The sequence below is a fragment of the Arcobacter ellisii genome (assembly GCF_003544915.1).
In the GTDB taxonomy this organism is placed as follows: domain Bacteria; phylum Campylobacterota; class Campylobacteria; order Campylobacterales; family Arcobacteraceae; genus Aliarcobacter; species Aliarcobacter ellisii.
Map to the genome: position 1 here is coordinate 1,999,601 of NZ_CP032097.1, position 17,285 is coordinate 2,016,885.

Annotated in this window: 16 protein-coding genes; 5 read left to right on the forward strand and 11 right to left on the reverse strand. The window is 22.7% G+C overall.

The features are described from left to right. Nucleotide 1: 1 nt before the first annotated feature. The 6 genes from AELL_RS10160 to AELL_RS10185 all read right to left on the reverse strand — a co-directional run bounded on the left by AELL_RS10160 (nucleotide 2) and on the right by AELL_RS10185 (nucleotide 5,954). A complete protein-coding gene (locus tag AELL_RS10160; protein ID WP_118917853.1) occupies nucleotides 2-1,192 on the reverse strand; it encodes a type II secretion system F family protein in 1,191 nt (396 codons plus the stop codon). Next, on the reverse strand, nucleotides 1,192-2,553 hold the full coding sequence (locus tag AELL_RS10165) for a GspE/PulE family protein (protein ID WP_118917854.1): 1,362 nt from the start codon (nucleotides 2,551-2,553) through the stop codon (nucleotides 1,192-1,194). Before AELL_RS10165 ends, AELL_RS10160 begins: the two co-directional genes overlap by 1 nt. Further along, a complete protein-coding gene (locus AELL_RS10170; protein WP_118917855.1) occupies nucleotides 2,525-3,205 on the reverse strand; it encodes a hypothetical protein in 681 nt (226 codons plus the stop codon). Before AELL_RS10170 ends, AELL_RS10165 begins: the two co-directional genes overlap by 29 nt. Then, on the reverse strand, nucleotides 3,186-4,067 hold the full coding sequence (locus AELL_RS10175; RefSeq protein WP_118917856.1) for a hypothetical protein: 882 nt from the start codon (nucleotides 4,065-4,067) through the stop codon (nucleotides 3,186-3,188). The genes AELL_RS10170 and AELL_RS10175 overlap by 20 nt, the downstream gene beginning before the upstream one ends. 92 nt (nucleotides 4,068-4,159) lie before the next feature. Continuing rightward, the gene (era, locus tag AELL_RS10180; RefSeq protein ID WP_118917857.1) at nucleotides 4,160-5,044 is read right to left on the reverse strand and encodes a GTPase Era; all 885 of its coding nucleotides are present in this window, start codon (nucleotides 5,042-5,044) and stop codon (nucleotides 4,160-4,162) included. 70 nt (nucleotides 5,045-5,114) lie between these two features. Further along, the gene (locus AELL_RS10185) at nucleotides 5,115-5,954 is read right to left on the reverse strand and encodes an ATP-binding protein (RefSeq protein ID WP_226805983.1); all 840 of its coding nucleotides are present in this window, start codon (nucleotides 5,952-5,954) and stop codon (nucleotides 5,115-5,117) included. 71 nt (nucleotides 5,955-6,025) lie between these two features. On the opposite strand from AELL_RS10185, the gene AELL_RS10190 reads away from it, so the two are divergent. From AELL_RS10190 to AELL_RS10200, 3 genes are read left to right on the forward strand one after another with little or no spacing between them, the layout of a single operon-like run. Continuing rightward, nucleotides 6,026-7,381, forward strand: coding sequence for a site-specific integrase (locus tag AELL_RS10190; RefSeq protein WP_118917858.1), 1,356 nt, complete (start codon nucleotides 6,026-6,028; stop codon nucleotides 7,379-7,381). Continuing rightward, nucleotides 7,371-7,958: a hypothetical protein gene (locus AELL_RS10195; RefSeq protein WP_118917859.1), complete on the forward strand. Its 588-nt coding sequence runs from the start codon at nucleotides 7,371-7,373 to the stop codon at nucleotides 7,956-7,958. The genes AELL_RS10190 and AELL_RS10195 overlap by 11 nt, the downstream gene beginning before the upstream one ends. Then, nucleotides 7,959-10,856: a site-specific integrase gene (locus AELL_RS10200; RefSeq protein WP_118917860.1), complete on the forward strand. Its 2,898-nt coding sequence runs from the start codon at nucleotides 7,959-7,961 to the stop codon at nucleotides 10,854-10,856. It abuts the gene before it with no gap. Nucleotides 10,857-10,925: 69 nt separating this feature from the next. On the opposite strand, the gene AELL_RS10205 is transcribed toward AELL_RS10200, so the two are convergent. The 4 genes from AELL_RS10205 to AELL_RS10220 form a co-directional block, all read right to left on the reverse strand. Next, a complete protein-coding gene (locus AELL_RS10205; RefSeq protein ID WP_118917861.1) occupies nucleotides 10,926-11,501 on the reverse strand; it encodes a YkgJ family cysteine cluster protein in 576 nt (191 codons plus the stop codon). 4 nt (nucleotides 11,502-11,505) lie between these two features. After that, a complete protein-coding gene (locus AELL_RS10210) occupies nucleotides 11,506-11,976 on the reverse strand; it encodes a Mov34/MPN/PAD-1 family protein (protein ID WP_118917862.1) in 471 nt (156 codons plus the stop codon). 4 nt (nucleotides 11,977-11,980) lie between these two features. Beyond that, on the reverse strand, nucleotides 11,981-13,543 hold the full coding sequence (locus AELL_RS10215) for a ThiF family adenylyltransferase (protein ID WP_192941190.1): 1,563 nt from the start codon (nucleotides 13,541-13,543) through the stop codon (nucleotides 11,981-11,983). 94 nt (nucleotides 13,544-13,637) lie between these two features. Further along, nucleotides 13,638-14,060: a YegP family protein gene (locus AELL_RS10220; RefSeq protein WP_118917864.1), complete on the reverse strand. Its 423-nt coding sequence runs from the start codon at nucleotides 14,058-14,060 to the stop codon at nucleotides 13,638-13,640. Between the two features lie 245 nt (nucleotides 14,061-14,305). Between AELL_RS10220 and AELL_RS10225 the strand changes: the two genes are divergently transcribed. Together AELL_RS10225 and AELL_RS10235 are read left to right on the forward strand one after the other, a co-directional pair. Further along, complete coding sequence (locus tag AELL_RS10225) at nucleotides 14,306-15,196, forward strand: WYL domain-containing protein (RefSeq protein WP_118917865.1); 891 nt, start codon at nucleotides 14,306-14,308, stop codon at nucleotides 15,194-15,196. Nucleotides 15,197-15,473: 277 nt separating this feature from the next. Then, nucleotides 15,474-15,860, forward strand: coding sequence for a hypothetical protein (locus tag AELL_RS10235; RefSeq protein ID WP_118917867.1), 387 nt, complete (start codon nucleotides 15,474-15,476; stop codon nucleotides 15,858-15,860). A gap of 266 nt (nucleotides 15,861-16,126) precedes the next feature. Here the strand turns inward: AELL_RS10235 and AELL_RS10240 are convergent, their stop codons facing one another. Further along, a complete protein-coding gene (locus AELL_RS10240; RefSeq protein WP_118917868.1) occupies nucleotides 16,127-17,272 on the reverse strand; it encodes a hypothetical protein in 1,146 nt (381 codons plus the stop codon). Nucleotides 17,273-17,285: the final 13 nt, after the last annotated feature.

Consider the following 17,285-nt stretch of genomic DNA (forward strand, 5'->3'; position numbering starts at 1 on the left):
TTTAAATGTTTATCATATTTTCCATATCCCAAATAGGCATAAATATTGCCAATACTATCCAAAGAATCAACCCCATAATCATTACTAAAAATGTGGGTTGGATTAAAGATATTAGTAAATTCATTTTATCATTAAATCTATTTTTATAAATCTTTTTTATTTCATCTATTGTAATACTCAAAGAGTTTGAAATCTCTCCTGTATTTATTAGATTTAAAACTATATCATCAAATATTTGTGTTCTTAAAAAAGAGTCATTGATACTTTTTCCATTTTGTAATAAACTATCAATTATATATATTTTATCTAATAGATATTTGTTTTTTAATAAAATTTTTGAAGAAATAAAAGCTTTGTGAAATTCATAATTAGATTTAAGCATTATATCAATCACTAAAAAGAGTTTATAAAGTTGCATATTTAGATAAATATCTTTTATTAAAACAATTTTTTCTACAAGAAATTTATCCAAAAAATATCTAAACTTATCATTTTTTTTATAAATTAATATTATAAAAATTATAATAAAAGATAAAAAAATAAGGAAATAAGAAGAGTAGTTTTCAAAAAAATATTGAATTTCTAATAATATTTTTGTTGCTAGTGGCAACTCAGCTTGTGTTTGGGAAAAAAGCACTTTAAATTTAGGTATTACAAAATTGAATATTGTAAATAAAGAGATAAAAAAACTAATTACTAAAATAATAGGATATGAAATAGCTTTATAAAAACTTTTTTTAATTTCGATACTTTCTTTCAATAGTTTACTCAGAGCTTTTATATTTAAAGTTATATTTCCATTTTCTTGTGATATTTTTAAAAAAGATGTTATTAGTTGATTTAGTTTAAATTTTTCTAAGTTTTCTTCTACTGGTTTTCCATTTGATAAAGAAAATTTTATTGTTGTTAGAAATTCAATCAAATTTTTATCTTTTTTATTTTTTATCAAAATATCTAAGGCATCTGAAATATTTATATTTGATTGAAGCATCAAATTTAATTCATAAAAAAGCAGATTTAATTTTTTTTCATCTAATCTTTTTTTTCTTTTAAATTCAAAAATAAAACTCTTTGTACACTCTTCTATTTCAACAATATTTTTAGGTAATTTTTCATTTGATAAATTGAAAGTTTCTAAAATAAACTCCTCTACCTCTTTATCATTTTGATATCTTATTTTATACTTTTTCATTAATAAGTAACCACCTTATATACCTCTTCGAGTGAGGTTAAATTCTCTTTTACTTTATTTTTTCCATCATCTAAAATAGTTTTAAAATTTACACTCTTTAAATACTCTTTAAACTCTTTTATTGAAGCTTTTCTAAAAATCAAAGATGAAATCTCTTCATCAATTTCTAAAATCTCTGCAATACAAGACCTGTCATAAAATCTAGTAAAATTACATTTTACACAACCACTTGAACCACAATATTTACAATAGTTCAATACTAATCTTTGAGCCATAATAAGTTTTAAAGTTGTTGAAATCAAAAAAGGGTCTGCTTGTAAATCAATCAATCTTGAAATAGTTTCAATTGCACTATTGCTGTGAATACTTGCAATTACTAAATGACCTGTTAACGAGGCTTGAAGGGCAATATCTAAAGAAAATTTATCTCTAATTTCTCCAATAAATATAATGTCTGGATCCTGTCTCAAAATATTTTTTAATACAACTTCAAAACTTAGCCCAATTTTCTGATTTATAGGAACTTGACAAATTGAATCTATTTTATACTCTATTGGGTCTTCTACTGTGATTATCTTTTTTTCTTCACTATTTAACTCTTTTAAAATTGAGTATAAAGTTGTAGTTTTACCACTTCCTGTTGGTCCAGAGATTAAAATCAACCCTTGTGTTAATTTCAAACTTTTTTTTAAAATTTCTAATAAATCAAAAGATAATCCCAAAGTTTGTAGATTTTTATCTATATTTTTATTGTCTAATATTCTTAAAACTATGGATTCAGCTTCAAGTGTTGGCATAGTTGAAACTCTAAAATCATATTTTTTATTTTCAATATTTAAAGAAAAACGACCATCCATTGGAAGACGTATCATTGTCATATCTAAATTTGAAATAAGTTTTATATAAGAAGATATAAATCTAAAAAATTCACCTTGAAATGTAAAAAAAGTTTTCAACTTACCATCAACTCTAAATTTGAATATTACTAAATTTTTATATTTTTCAATATGAATATCACTAGCTCTTACTTCAATAGAAAAGAGTAATAACTCATCTAAAAATCTATTTACATATTTTTCAAAACTATTTTGAAAAATAGATTTTTTTGCAAGAGAATAAAGGGATATTTTTCTATTTAGATTTGCTAAAATAAAAAGTAATTCAAGTTCGTCTATCTCTTCAAAACTTATCAATTTACTAAAATCATCTTTTATACTATTTAGATTTGAAGCTCTACAAATTGCAACTTTTAAATAGATATTATCCTCAAAAATAGGAACTATTTTATTTTTTATAAAATACTCTTTATCATATTTTTCAAATAAAGAATAGTCAATTAAATTTTTCAAAATAGTTTTCATTGTGCAACTCCAATTTTATCTCTTCAAATTCATTTTTAAGTAAAACAGAATTTTTTTCGATTTTTACCAATACAAAATTTTCTATTTTTTCATTCTCTTTTATCCATTTTTCATTTATCAAAGCATATTTTGAAATAATTGCATTTATTTTAAACTCTATTCTTTTCTCTTTTTTTACTTCATCAAAATTTTTATTTTTTTTATTTTTCAAATCTTTTATATAAAAATTATTCAAATCAATTTTTAAATTAAATTCAAAGTCGTTAACTTCATCTTTTGTAAAAACTAAAGAATCTATTTTTGTAAAATTATTTATATTTTCAATCTCTTTTATAAATTCTAAAATAGACTCTTTTTTTGCTTTTCCTTTTAATAAAATTTGTTTTTCAACTCTATTATTTGTAAGAATCAATACCTTATTTTTACTTGCTAATTTTTCAAGTATTGAAAATAACTCAGAAAATGAACCATCAAAATTTTTATTGTCATATTCAGAAAAATCAATTTTTGGCAAGAGTTGTGATTCATCTTTGATACTATTTCCAAGAAAGAAAAAATATAAAAATGCAAAAATAAGTAGAGGAAAAATATATAATTCAATTTTTATTTTCTTTGAACTATTTAAAAACTTATTATTTAGATAACTTAACATAAATAACAACTTCATAAAGATTTTTATTTTCAAGAAAATTAAATGAGGAAGAGAGTAAATAATTTTTATTTTTTTCTAAAAAAGCATAAATATTCTCTTTTGAATCGGAAATTAAAACTATTTTTTGGCTGTTTTCTTTAAATTCATAAGAGATTAAATCTAAATTTTCAGATTCAATTTTTTTTAATAATAAATCTAAGTTTTCATAAAAGCTTGAAAATTGATATTTGTTTTTTAGCTCTTTAGATGAAACAAAATCATTGGATACAAATTCAGAATTTTTTATAGTTATTTTTTCTAAATAAAAAGAATAAAACAGAATTATTAAAATAATTAGATAAAAAATGTAAAAATAAAATTCATAATTAGATTTTTTGTTTATTGGTTTAAAAGAAGTTTTGATATCACTTTTAAGATATTCATTTTTTAGTTTTTCAAAATCATTATTATCAAATCTTCTATAATTTTCAATTTTTATAGAAAACTTTTTATTCAAAAACTCTATAAATTCTTCTATTGGTAAATTTAAACTAAATCTTTGAAAATAGTAAAAAGAACCATTTTTAAATAAACAAAAGAAATCTTCACATAAATATAAATCAAAACTTTTTTTAATTTCATCTTTATAAAAAAGCTCAAAAACTTGAAATTCAAAATATTTATAATCATTTTCTAAAATAAATATCTGATAAATATTTAATTCTTCAATATAAGTTGTAAAAATTTTATCACTCTTTTTAATATCAAAATTATTAATTTTTAAAGAAGAATTGATAAATTTTTTTAGATTTTTTTCTTTTATTTTTTCAGTAACTTCTATTTCTAGAAAATTTTGTTGATTTAAAGGAGAATAAATTATCATCTAAAGCTCTTTTTTTATAACTTTTTGAATTATAAAGTATATAAAAATTAAGCTTAATGATAATAAATTATATTATTATTTAATAACTTTTTTTAAGAATTTATATCGTAACCTAACTCTTTTAATCCATCTTTATTTTTTGTCCAACCTTTTTTAATTGAAACAAAAAGTTCAAGATAACATTTTTTACCAGTTAATTTTTCTATTTTAACTCTAGCATCTCTTCCAATTCTTTTTATTGCAGTTGCACCTTTACCAATAATCATACCTTTTTGAGTATCTTTTTGTACAATTATTGTTGCTTTTACTACATCTACATTGCTTTTTTCTTCAACTTTATTTATCATAACATCTGTTTCATAAGGAATTTCATCACTAATATTTTCAAAAATTGATTCTCTAATAAACTCTTTAAAAATATCTCTTAAATGTTCTGTTGTAATAATTTCAGGGTCAAATAAATATGGATGAACAGGTAAATATTTAACTACATTATTCAATATATCAGATTGTTTAGTCTGTTTTTTTATAGATACAGGAATAATACACTCATATTTATCAGAAAATTGTTCATATTCTTTCATCTTTTCGATAATTTGTTCATTTGTAACAAAATCTATTTTTGTAAGTAATAAAATATGTTTTACATTTTTTTTATTTTTTAATAAAAAATCTTCATAATAAGAGATTTTATCTGTAACAGGAGCTAAATATAATATTAAATCACAATCACCCATAGCTTTTAAAGCTTCTTCAAGCATAAATTGATTTAAAAGTTTTTCTGTTTCATGAATTCCTGGAGTATCAACAAATATAATTTGATCACTATTATGCATAACTATTATATTTGATCTTTTTCTTGTTGCGTTTGCTTTATGTGATACCATAGCAATTTTTTCACCAACAAGCCAATTTAAAAGAGAACTTTTTCCAGCATTTGGTCTCCCAACAACTGAAACATATCCGCATTTTGTCATTATTTACCTTCATTTATAAATTAACTAGATTTTAACATATTTTTACTCCAAAGGGCTTTAATTTTGTGCCTTATCTTCTCCTAAAATTCAAACTTTGTAATAAATCATTTTTAGTAATTATTTCATTGTCATTTAAATCAGCAATTGTTCTTGCAACCTTTAAAACTTTATTAATACTTCTAAAGGATAATTGATAATTTATTCTTGCTTTTTCTAAAATATTAAGACTCTCTTCATCTAAAATACAATATTTTTTTATCTCTTCATCACTTAATTTTCCATTTAACTCTTTTTGTCCTCTTTGTTTTTGTTTTATAAAAGCCTTGATTACATTTTCGTGTAACTCTTTAGAAGTAACTTTATTTTTTGAATCATTAAAACTATCATTCATCACAAGATACAAATCAATCCTATCTAAAAATGGTTCACTCAAACGATTCTTATATCTTTGAATTTCAAGTTCATTACATCTACACTCTTTTACACTTGATAATAAATTCCCACAAGGACAAGGATTCATGGCAGAAATAAAAGTAAATTTCGTTTCATACAAAATTTTATTATTTACCCGTGAAATTAAAATTTTATTATCTTCCAAAGGTTCTCTTAATGCTTCTAAAACAGTTTTTGAGAAGTGAGGTAATTCGTCAAAAAAGAGTAAACCATTATTACTTAAAGCAATTTCTCCCATCTTTGCATTTGAACTTCCACCTCCAAATATTGAAGATTTTGTTGCACTATGATGGGGAGAACGAAATGCTCTTATTGGTGAAAAATCAACCTCTTTAAAATCTAAAGCTTGAAGTTTAGCTTTTTCTAAAATCTCTTCTAAACTCATAGGTGGCATTATATATTGAACTCTTTTTGAAATCATAGATTTTCCACAACCAGGACTTCCCTCCATAATCAAATTATAAGTATGTACTAATATAGATAATGAATCTAAATTTTTTAAATTATTTATTATGCTAATATTTAAATATGAAAATATATATTAACAATGAATGGCACATATCTACCATTATAAATAATGTAAGCATTGAATTCTCACATGCTAATGCATATAGTAAATATTTAACATTAATTAAAAATTTATCTCCAATAACTATTAAAAATAATATGAGTAGTTTAAATAAATTTTGGATTTGGTCATTAGCGGTATCTCCAGAGGATAATGAAAGTCTAGCTTATTATATAGCAAGATATAGATTAGATTTAGAAAAAGGTTTTATTATATATGACTATAATAAAGAAGAAAAAGTAAAATTTCCAATAAGTATAATTAGATCCAATAGTCAAACAACAATTGATAATGAAGTAACAAATATTAAGAATTTTTTTACTTGGTTGTCAGAAACTGATGATAAGTTTAATATGAATAGAAATACAATTAATCTAAAAAAAGAATATTATAGAAAAATAAATGGTAAACACTCTGACTATATTAGTACATACATAAATAAACTCTCAAGAGAAAGAATCTTAAAAAAAGTCTACAATATACCATCAAATAAAAAAAGAATTGTAAATGTAGAAAAAGCTTTTCCATATGATTACTTTATAGAATTGATTAAAATATCAGATATAAGAGAAAAATTATTATATCTTTTAATGGGAGGAACTAGTGCTCGAATATCACAAGTTCTAAATTTAACTATATATGACATTGATTACGAGAATATGAATGTTTACTTATCTGATCCTAGTATTGATGATGAGAATCAACGAGGATATTTAGGAGAAACTAGGAAAAAATGGCTTTTTGAAAAATATAATATTGATGTAAAATATCAACATCCTCATAATTTGATACAATTTAAATACCCTATTCCCAAAAGACCTAATACACCTCTTTATTGGCTAAATGAAGAAATAAAACTTTTATTTTTTGGATTCTTATCAGAATATAATATTTTTCCAGAAAATCAACGTATGCCAATACATCCTTTCTTTTTTACTAAAAAGAATGGAGAAAGACTTTTATATAAACCCGTTTATAATAAATTTTTAAAACATTGTGAAATTTTGTCCAACTATTATAATGATAAAAACTTATTAACCTTTTCTCCTCATTCTTTAAGACATATGTGGGGAAATTATTTAGCAGAACTATATTCTCTGGCAATTAATATTGAAGATTATTCAAATGCTGAAAAAATTAAAATTTATGCAAAAGAAGGTATGGGACATTCAAATGAAGATTCAACTAAGTTATACTTTAATATAAATTTTAATAAAGATTTCAAAGATATTACTTATGAACTATCTTCACTGATTAACCAATATAAACATCTTCCTCCTCAAATTTTTACACAAGGTTTAAAAAATGAAAATTGATAAAAGAAAATATAATGACAATTCTAGAGAATGGAATAATACTAAAGTAGAAGAAAGAAAATTAGCATTAAAAGTAACTTGTCAAAAGATTCTCAAATTACAAGAACCTATTACCTTTTCACATATAGCTAAAACTATGAAATTATTATATGAAAAGAATATTACATTAAGTGCACAGACTATTTCACAAACAAATATATATAGATCTATATGTAATGATATTCTAAATATTGACGATATTCCTGAAAAAAAACGAAAAATTGAAAATACTTCAAGAATTGAACTTTCAAATGAACTTCATAAAAAAAAGATTCTGATTTCACAACTTACCAGAGAAAATAAAATACTCAGAGAACGAATTCAAAAATCAAATATCCCAGAAAATACATTTAGTGAATATTCTATCAATACAAGAATTGATAAGGTATCAATAGAAATTATAAATATACTAATTAATGAACTAATTAAATTAGGTGACTTCTATATTGATAGAAATGGTTTAATCAGAGAAACTGATGGAAAAATATTTATTTCCAATCAAATATTAGAATTATTTAATATAAAAAAGGAAGCATAAATGGAATACGTAAAATATGTAGATGAATTTCCTGAAATAAACTATACTAATAAATATCTAATATTAAAAAAATATAAAAATGATTTCCATATTTTTTACAATGATATACTAAAAGTTTATTTACCACACTTACTCAATATAAAAACATTAAAATTAAAAACTAGCCATAAAATGATTGAATTATTGAGCAATGGAAATTGGCAAGAGTTAAAATATTATCCACGAATCAGAGAATCAATTATTACAGAAGATAAAATACATTTTAAAGATTTTAGAGACTGGAATGATTATTTTATCCATATTGATAGTAAATCATCTTATCCAATTTTTAAAACTACAGATATAAAAAAAAGAACTCATTATGGTCCTGCACCATTCAATCTTATTGCTGAATTTATAATAATTTTAGCAAGTAAAGGAATACTTAAAACACCTTTATATTCTACTTCATTATATTTCTCTAATAGTCCTTTTGTATTAAATTTTTTTGAGAAATATTTTAAAACAAATCAAATTTATCAAGAATTAAATAATTCACTAAATTTTTACTTTAAATCTACTGTAAATAAAACATTTATCAACAGTATAATACTTTTAAGTTCAAATATAAATTATAAGAATATAACTGATAAAAATATAGAAAATCTTCAAAAATATTATAAAGATAATAACTTAAATTTAACAAAGTATGAAAAGAAAGACAATGTTAATAAAAAAAATGATATTTTCTCATATACTAATTCTCAATTAGAAAAGCTCCCTCTTATATTTATCAAGCTTGGTGCAAACGTAAACACGATATCACAGAAAAAAGCTAAAAACAAAACCATTGATGATTATTTCGACTATTCAAAAAAAATTTTAGAACAAAAAAGATTTAATACAAATCCTCAATTCAAAGAAATGGTATTTTCTTTTTTCAAACAACTTTATCTTGTTGATAGATTAACAATAGATACAATTAGACAAAAAATTAGAATACTACTTGATTTTTTAAAAGAACTTGTTGAAACTTTTAACCACACATACATTACAAAAGAAAAAATGCAAAGCTATCTTGATTACCCAATTAATGAGAATACTTATCAAAAATATCTAAAAGAAAAAGAAAAAAAAGGAGTAACTAGTGAAGAACTAATCAGATCTCAAGGCATTGTAATTGATTTCTTAAATAGTACAAATCTTTACTATGGAATTTTTAAAGAAAATACTAGAGTTAGATTTAATTCATATAAAGGTGCAACTTTATTTAGAGAATCACTAGATGAAGAAGTTTATAATTTAATAATAGATATTTTACTAAATCGTCCACCTTATATAAAAAACTTAAAAAAGTGGGGTTCTGTACAATGTGATTGGTCCAATTGGTGGCCACATAAAGTAATTCCTTTTTTGCCACTATCTCTATTATTACACTTACATCTACCACTAAGATCTGCTCACATACTTAATTTAGATAGAGATAACTTTTTATTACTAAATCCAGATGACTCTATAAAAGGATTTTATATAAATACAGATAAGAACACATCTAAAAAAGATTTACATATAATCCCTAATATATATAAAAATGAACTAAATATATATAAGGAGCTGATAAAATTAAATAAAAAAATGTTTCCAAATCTTAAAAAAGTGAAATATAAAAATGATATAAATTCACCTTGGGAGGAATTTTATCCTTTATTTCCAAACTTTGATGGAGATAATGTGATGTCAAGAACAATTTATGAACATTATTTCAAAATAGTTGTTCTAATGGCCCAATTTGAGATTTATAATAAGAATAAAGATATCTTAATTGCATGGTTTGAAAATTCAACTTATTTTCCAAAATCAATTAATGAAATTGAAAATTTAAGTGCACGTACTATTCAAACAAAAGTTAAATTATCATTTGGACTACACTCATTGAGAGTTACTGGAGCAACAAGATTATTAAGGATGGGGTTTCCACCACAAATAATTAGATTATTTACAGGACATAAAGGTGTAAATACATTAATTAATATTTATCTTAAAATTCCTCATAAAGAATTAATTGAATCTTATTTTAAAATTAGTGATAATATTAACACTTCTACCCCTAAAGGATTAAACAACTCACTAAGATATATCCCTTCATCAATAGTTTCCCCGATAAAAAACAAAACACCTGAAAAAATCTTAATGGAACTTAAAAAAAATCATCTTTTTACATTAAAAAGAATAGTTACTGATGTTAGAAAAACAACAAATACTAGAATTGAGATAGATAATGGATTAGAAGTTATGTCAGAAATACATTGGACTCATTGGCAAAGTTATAGTTTTGGTATTTGTGGAAAACCTGATGTATGTCCAATTGGAGCAGAAAATAGATGTTCTTTATGTCCTTACTTAGCTACAGGTCCCTTATTTTTACAGGGAGTAATAATAAAAACTCAACAAATTCAAAAAAGAATTTTAGTACAAAGTAATATAATTGCAGAGAATAGGAAACTTGGACAATATGAAAAAAATAAATCTTTTCATAAACAACAATCATCTGATATAGAAGAGCTTGCAGGTTGGTATGAAATTATTAGTTTAATTGAAAAAAAAATAAAAGAAGATATTAAAGACAAAGAATTAGGAAATAAAATTATAAAATCAAAAGAAAGAGACCTACAACTAGTTTATTATGAAAATGTATCTGAAATTGATGGTCTCATAAAAATTTATGAAGAAGCAAAAATGTTAAATCTTTATAATCCTGATATTGAAGATACAATTTATAGATTATCTTCAAAAATCATAAAATATTGTATGAATAATAACATTAATGAAATAATTCAATATATTGATGAACCAACAAAAGTAATAGAGTGGTTTATACCTCAAAAAGAAATTAAATTTAATAAAAAATATTTAACTTAATTCTAAGTAATATTGAATAATATTCACTAATGAAAATATCTATTTATATTCCTTCACCATTAAACTTTATTACTTAAAATAATATCTAATGTCTTTTTTTGACATATTATTTGTATTTAGTAAAAGAAGATTATACATTCCCGAAAGTTTTTGATTTCCTTCTAATGTAATTACAACATGCTTTTCATCTTTATTTTCACAATATTTTGGATTATCAAAAGTAAAAAAAGTTCTACAAACAAGAGGTCTAAATTGATAAATACTACAAATACCTTTATCTTGATTTAAAAAAGGGCAATAGTCATTTGTATTAATTTTCTCAATATTTTGTCTTTTATATTCAGTATTTCTTTCTATATATTTAATTTCTAACTCTGAAACGTCAACTGGTATCTTACAACAATGTGAACAACCTTTTTGACATACAGTAATTTCATCAATACTAGTATTAACTAAATCTGCATATGTATACAGTTTTTTTAATTTTGATAAATCTTTATAATTACCTTTTAGACTATTCATGAAATCTTTTTCTTCTTTTTCAACTGAAAAATTAATAGGTCTAAATTTTAATCCTATTTTTTCTTCAGCTTGTTCTTTTGTTTGATACCTTTTTATTATTTTTTCATCAGTTCCAATATTCATTTATTTATTCCTTAAAATATTTTATATCATAAAATTTTAAACCGTTAAATGATTTAAACCAGTTTTCTTTTCTTCCCAAAATTAAATAAAGTAATAAGTTCTGTTGAACTTTACTTTGATAATAATTAACAAAAAATGTTTTATAATCTCTCAAGGACGGCTCTGCCTTCCATTGAGGATGAGTATGCCAATCACCTAAGTAAGTGATTTGTCCATTACTTTGTTCCCATATTCGTTCAATATTCTCTTGTAAATAGTTTACATTCAGTTCTAAGCCATATTCACTTGAGTTTAAAGGATTATCTTCAAAAAAATGAGTGATTTCAATAGTGTTGTTTTGAGGATATAATTTTCCTAAAATAACACCACCTTTTTCTCTATTAAATTCAAACTGACGTAAAGTTAAAAGTTCTTGTTTCAATTGATTACTGATATAAACTTTTAAATTTTTATTTTGGAATTTGATTTTATTCATATTTCTAAAAATTTCTTTTAATTAAAGTATTTTCATTTATAGAATATCCATCTTTTAGATATTTATTTAAATTTTCAATTTCACCAATTGAAGTCCAATGTGTTTCAATTTTTTCATCTAATAAATATTTTACAATCATATTTGCAAAATGATTTAAATGCAAATTTGCGTTTAAATATGTATATGGCATATAATTGGAATTACACCCAACATCACTTTTTACAAATTCTAATGTAGCTTTTCCATCTAAAAATGTGATTTCTTTAAATAAGCTATTCATATTAAATTCTTCACTATTAATTGAATCATCAAATAATAATGAATGTCCTATTGATGCAGTAGCTTCAAACCAACAAGATATAACAGCCTTAACATTCCCATTAATCGCATCTCTAATGATTTTTTCTTCAATATGATTTGCATCGCTTCCTAAGGCAGTTATAATTAAGTCACATTCCGTTAATTTTTCAAATTGATTCTCAACATAATCATCAATTGCATTTATATTAATATCTAAAAACTGTTTTTCTAAATAAGTTTTAAGTGCTAAAGCTTTATTTTGTTCAAGATACTCCATACCAAGTAAATGTCTTGCTATATTATTTGAACTTAATGTCTCTGGATCAATTAATACAATATTGGTACAACCAATTTTAATTAATTTGTGTGCTAATGAAGACCCAACTGAACCGCAACCTACTATGGCAATCTTTTTCCCTTTTTTATTTACATTAACATTCATTAAAGTTCCACCTCTTTTATATAACCTACTATTAGAAATATCCATTGCTAATATTCCATAAATTTCTTTGTTTGCATTTTCTTTATTAAGAAAAGGATTAATAAAATTCATTACATGAGTTGATTTCTTTTCATTAAAATAAATGCCTGCATAATGAATTTCTTTTGTATTTGGTATATTGAAAGAAAATAAAATAGCGTGAACTACGTTTTTTATCTTTTTAATTTTTTGAAGATTACTTAAATATCCAAGCTTTATAATAAGGTTTTTTAAGTCATCATAAGTTTTAGGTATGTTGTTTTCTAACTCTTTTTCAAAATTTATATATAGAATTTTATTTTTACTATATTCATAATTTGCACTTTTACAAAATTGTTTTATGAATTTTTCTTCTTCTATAAAAAGTAATTCTTGAATTTTTGTTTTAACAATATATGCATCAAGTAGTTTAAAAGACTTATATTTAGTAATAAGATCTTTATTATAATGAATTTTTCCTCTTGCACTACACCAATAACTGTCGAATTCATCAAAAATTTCATTTTTATCAAATTCATTATTTTCAATTTTACTTAAAAATTCTTCAAGTCGATTATATGAATCACATAGTAAATCGTAAGGATTTTCATAATATAACTTATCTTCTTCCGCATTTAAACATATTCCATAAGCATTAATTCTATCATTAAATTGCTCAATATGTGGGTATCTTAGAAACATGCTTTTATTAGTTGTATAGAATTTTGGATACTTTAATGGGAAATTATGACTGATTTCAGTTATAATCTCCACAGAAGATTTATTAATAATGAAAAATTTACTCATTAATAACAAATCTTTACTATCTGATTTAGATGTGTCTATAAAATTTAATTCCTCCAAATATCCCTTCGCCAAAAGTTGATTTGAAGTTAAATTATTAGGCATATCTTTTTTCTGCACTTCTTTCTGGTTTAACAGTCACTGTTGCTGCTGTTCCTGTATTCGAAGATGAAGTTTCATCTACAAGTACCAAACTTATTCCATGTTTTTTTACAGATTCAATTCCATTGTTTCTTGCTTCTGTTGTAGAATACATTTCACTTGTACCAATTATTTTATGGTTTTTTGCACATAAATTAAAATACGGACTTTCATCTTTTGCTACTAATCTTTGATAATTTTCATCATCTTCACAGTTTTTTCTTACTGATTCAATACCAGTTAATGCATCATGTCTGTTAACATAATTCTCTGATTTTAAAATCACTTGGTGATTCGCAGCCTTTAAAACCCAATGATAAGGTTGTTCTATACCATCATGTTTATATAAAACATAATATCCATTTTTTTTATCGTTCAAATTGAACTCCTTGTGTTAATATGTACTAGTATATAGAAACTAGTATTAGAATGATACTAAAAAAAGAAACAAAAGTCAAATATAGTTCTAAAATAAAAGAATCAAAAGAAATAAATATCAATTTTTTTTCTAAAATTAAAGAATATATATGTACTAAATATTACAATATATTAAAAATTTACTTGATTTTTTATCATAATTAATGATAAAATACTTTTTATTAATTATAAATAGGACAAATAAGTATGATAGAAAGAGTGAAAGAAATTTATTTAAAATTATATAGGGAAGGTTACTCTTGTACAAAAAATAAATTAAAAGACTATTTTAAAGTTACTGAAAAAACCATAGAGAATACTTTAAAGCCTTATTCCAAAGTTATAATTTATGATAAGCAATTAAAAAGATATAGGTTTACTAAACTTTTACCAGATTTTATCCCTTATGAGGTTTTTTATGAAATATTTAGTGAAAGTATTGCAAATAGCACTATAAAAAAAGATTTTCTTAAAATAAAAAATCTATTCATGCAAGAAAATGATGGTATTGTTATGATTAGTACTTCTGATTTATCAGATTTTGCAAAAAAAATTATAATGTTCACAATTGCTATAAATGATAATAATATCTTAAAAATTGAATATACAAAAAATGGTGACCAAAAAGAAACTAAAGTTATAAAACCTCATACAATAATATGTAATGGTTTTACATATTATTGTTATGCAAGTTATGAAAAACGAAATGAAAAGGATGTTGGTTCTATAAGAACATTTGAATTTAATCGAATAGGTAACGTTGAAAGTTTAGAATTTTTATCTGATGAAATATTCAAAATAGAACAAAATGGTAATGCTTTTGGTCCATATGAAAAAAATAAATATATTGTTTTAGAATTTGATAGAATGAGCACAGATTTTTTTAGAAAATCAAATATTTTTCAAAATTCTACTTATGAAATTATTGATATTAATGAAAATACTTTAATTGCAAAAATGTATTACAATAGTTTAGAAATTGAAGTAGTAAAGCTCATTCAACAATGGATGCCACATATAAAAATTTCAGATGATGATGAAAATAAAAGTAAAGTTTATAAAATAATAAAAGATAATTTTGAAAAATTAATTTTTTAAAAGAAATTTGTTTCCTCAGGAAACTTAAACACATACAACTTTTCAATAGAAAATAAAAATGTTAAATTCAAAAGAAAATAAGAAAATTAACTTTAAAAATGATATTTCAAACAAATTTATTGATCATTTTTCTTGTATATTTAATTCTAAAAAATTATTAGAAGTAATGAAATACCACCAGGAATATAGTATTAAATGTATCTACATTCCCTTAAATTACTCAAATGGAAATGGTAATGGATTATGAAATTTAACTTTTTTTGTAAAAAATTCTAAAATGAAAATTATAATTTCAAAACATGCTATAAAAAGAAGAAAACATTATTTACCTATCAATAAAGATATTTTAATTCAATTAGTAAAACAAATTGATGACAAATATTTTATTTCAAAAAGAGATGATAATGCATATAAAATAGGATATAAAGGTGCAATTGCAATAATTGAAAAAAATGAAAATTCTTTACTCTTGATTACAGCTTATGGTTTTCAAAGATTTGATTATAAAATCGGTAATAATAAATTTAAAATTTCAATAGCTCTTTCAAAAGAAGAAAGAAAAAAGATTAGAGAAAATAAGAAAAATATATTTTCAAATATTGAAATATCTGAGCATGATAAAACAATAGCTAATAATTTTGAAAGAGAAAAATGCTCATGTTAGAATTAGAAGAATTTTATTTCAAATATTTTTCGAAATAAAATTCATATGCTTAATGTATTAAAATATTTAATAGATTAATATTTGCAGTTTTTACAATTAATACTATTTATTCTTATTTAACTACAAATATTTTTCAAAATACTTATATTTAGAGTTTAAAAAAGTTTCCTCAGGAAACAGAAAAAAGTCGCTTCAAACTTCATATGAAAGTTTAATTACTAAATTACAATTTTTTAGTTGTATATTAGTACTATTAAATAACTTTATCAATGAATATATACCTGTCGTGAAACCAAGGAATTATCATTATGTATTGGGATAATTTCTCTTGTAGATTTATCAAAATAATTTTGTGTAATTTCATAGGCACTAAACAAATCATCATCCAAAGGAATATTTGCATAAGGATTATAATATATATGTAATCCATCTAGGTGAGATTCATAATGTTCTGATAAATTACAAAAATGTACATCAGAACCAAAAACAATATCATCCATTGGTATTCTCATTGATATTACAGTATGTGTTTGAGATAATTTTATTTCTTTATAACCTAAACTTTCAATACCATAAGTGTTAATATGTTTGTTAAAATCTTCAATTCTAAAACGAGTAGATTTAATCGTAGTATTTGACATTTGACTTTGTGAAATGGCTTTTCCAAAAGTTCCAGTAGTTGAAAAAATAATAGCACTTATTTCTTTATAAGAATCATTAGTAAAAATACCCAAATTTATTTCTTTCCCATTATTATTTACAATATGATTTATTTTTTTTGATGAACTGTTATTTATATCTCTCATTGTTGGTGGAAGCACTCCAAATAAAACTTGATTAATTAAAGTATTATTTTGTGTATGGGAAAGATGATTATCAAAAGGAGCTAATGCAATTACAAATGGTTTATCTCTAACATGTTCTAATTCAGAATAAGGATTTTTCTTATTATTTATACCAACAAATAAATCTTTTTTATCTTTTATTTTTCCTAATAGTTTTAGTATTGAATCTTTAGAACCATCATTTTTTTTTGTATTTATAGTTTCATTAAATGCTTTTTCAGAATAGTAACCCTCATCATTTGATGATTTATTGTTACTTGTAACTGCTTCAACATTTACTGTTCTTCCAGATGAATGAATTAAATTAAAATCTGGACTTTCTTTCGAATAATCAATTTTGAAGCCCAAATCTTGAAAAGCTTTATTAAGATAAAGTTCCCATAAAGATGAATTAAATGATATTTGTAATTCTTTAACAAATTTATCTTCTTCTTTCTTTCTTGCATCTAAACCTTTAGACCAATTTTCTAATATAGTCAAAACATTTTTGTATTTTTCATCCTTAATTATTTTCTTAAAATAAGGGTGTAATTGTTCATCCTTTACTCTGGGTGTAAATAAATCCATTTTTTTCCTTTAT

What these genes read in the sequence shown, in the direction of transcription:
- AELL_RS10160 (WP_118917853.1), bottom strand. Translation starts at nt 1,192, where the DNA reads ATGAAAAAGTATAAAATAAGATATCAAAATGATAAAGAGGTAGAGGAG.
- AELL_RS10165 (WP_118917854.1), bottom strand. Translation starts at nt 2,553, where the DNA reads ATGAAAACTATTTTGAAAAATTTAATTGACTATTCTTTATTTGAAAAA.
- AELL_RS10170 (WP_118917855.1), bottom strand. Translation starts at nt 3,205, where the DNA reads ATGTTAAGTTATCTAAATAATAAGTTTTTAAATAGTTCAAAGAAAATA.
- AELL_RS10175 (WP_118917856.1), bottom strand. Translation starts at nt 4,067, where the DNA reads ATGATAATTTATTCTCCTTTAAATCAACAAAATTTTCTAGAAATAGAA.
- era (WP_118917857.1), bottom strand. Translation starts at nt 5,044, where the DNA reads ATGACAAAATGCGGATATGTTTCAGTTGTTGGGAGACCAAATGCTGGA.
- AELL_RS10190 (WP_118917858.1), top strand. Translation starts at nt 6,026, where the DNA reads ATGAAAATATATATTAACAATGAATGGCACATATCTACCATTATAAAT.
- AELL_RS10195 (WP_118917859.1), top strand. Translation starts at nt 7,371, where the DNA reads ATGAAAATTGATAAAAGAAAATATAATGACAATTCTAGAGAATGGAAT.
- AELL_RS10200 (WP_118917860.1), top strand. Translation starts at nt 7,959, where the DNA reads ATGGAATACGTAAAATATGTAGATGAATTTCCTGAAATAAACTATACT.
- AELL_RS10205 (WP_118917861.1), bottom strand. Translation starts at nt 11,501, where the DNA reads ATGAATATTGGAACTGATGAAAAAATAATAAAAAGGTATCAAACAAAA.
- AELL_RS10210 (WP_118917862.1), bottom strand. Translation starts at nt 11,976, where the DNA reads ATGAATAAAATCAAATTCCAAAATAAAAATTTAAAAGTTTATATCAGT.
- AELL_RS10215 (WP_192941190.1), bottom strand. Translation starts at nt 13,543, where the DNA reads ATGAGTAAATTTTTCATTATTAATAAATCTTCTGTGGAGATTATAACT.
- AELL_RS10225 (WP_118917865.1), top strand. Translation starts at nt 14,306, where the DNA reads ATGATAGAAAGAGTGAAAGAAATTTATTTAAAATTATATAGGGAAGGT.
- AELL_RS10235 (WP_118917867.1), top strand. Translation starts at nt 15,474, where the DNA reads ATGAAAATTATAATTTCAAAACATGCTATAAAAAGAAGAAAACATTAT.
- AELL_RS10240 (WP_118917868.1), bottom strand. Translation starts at nt 17,272, where the DNA reads ATGGATTTATTTACACCCAGAGTAAAGGATGAACAATTACACCCTTAT.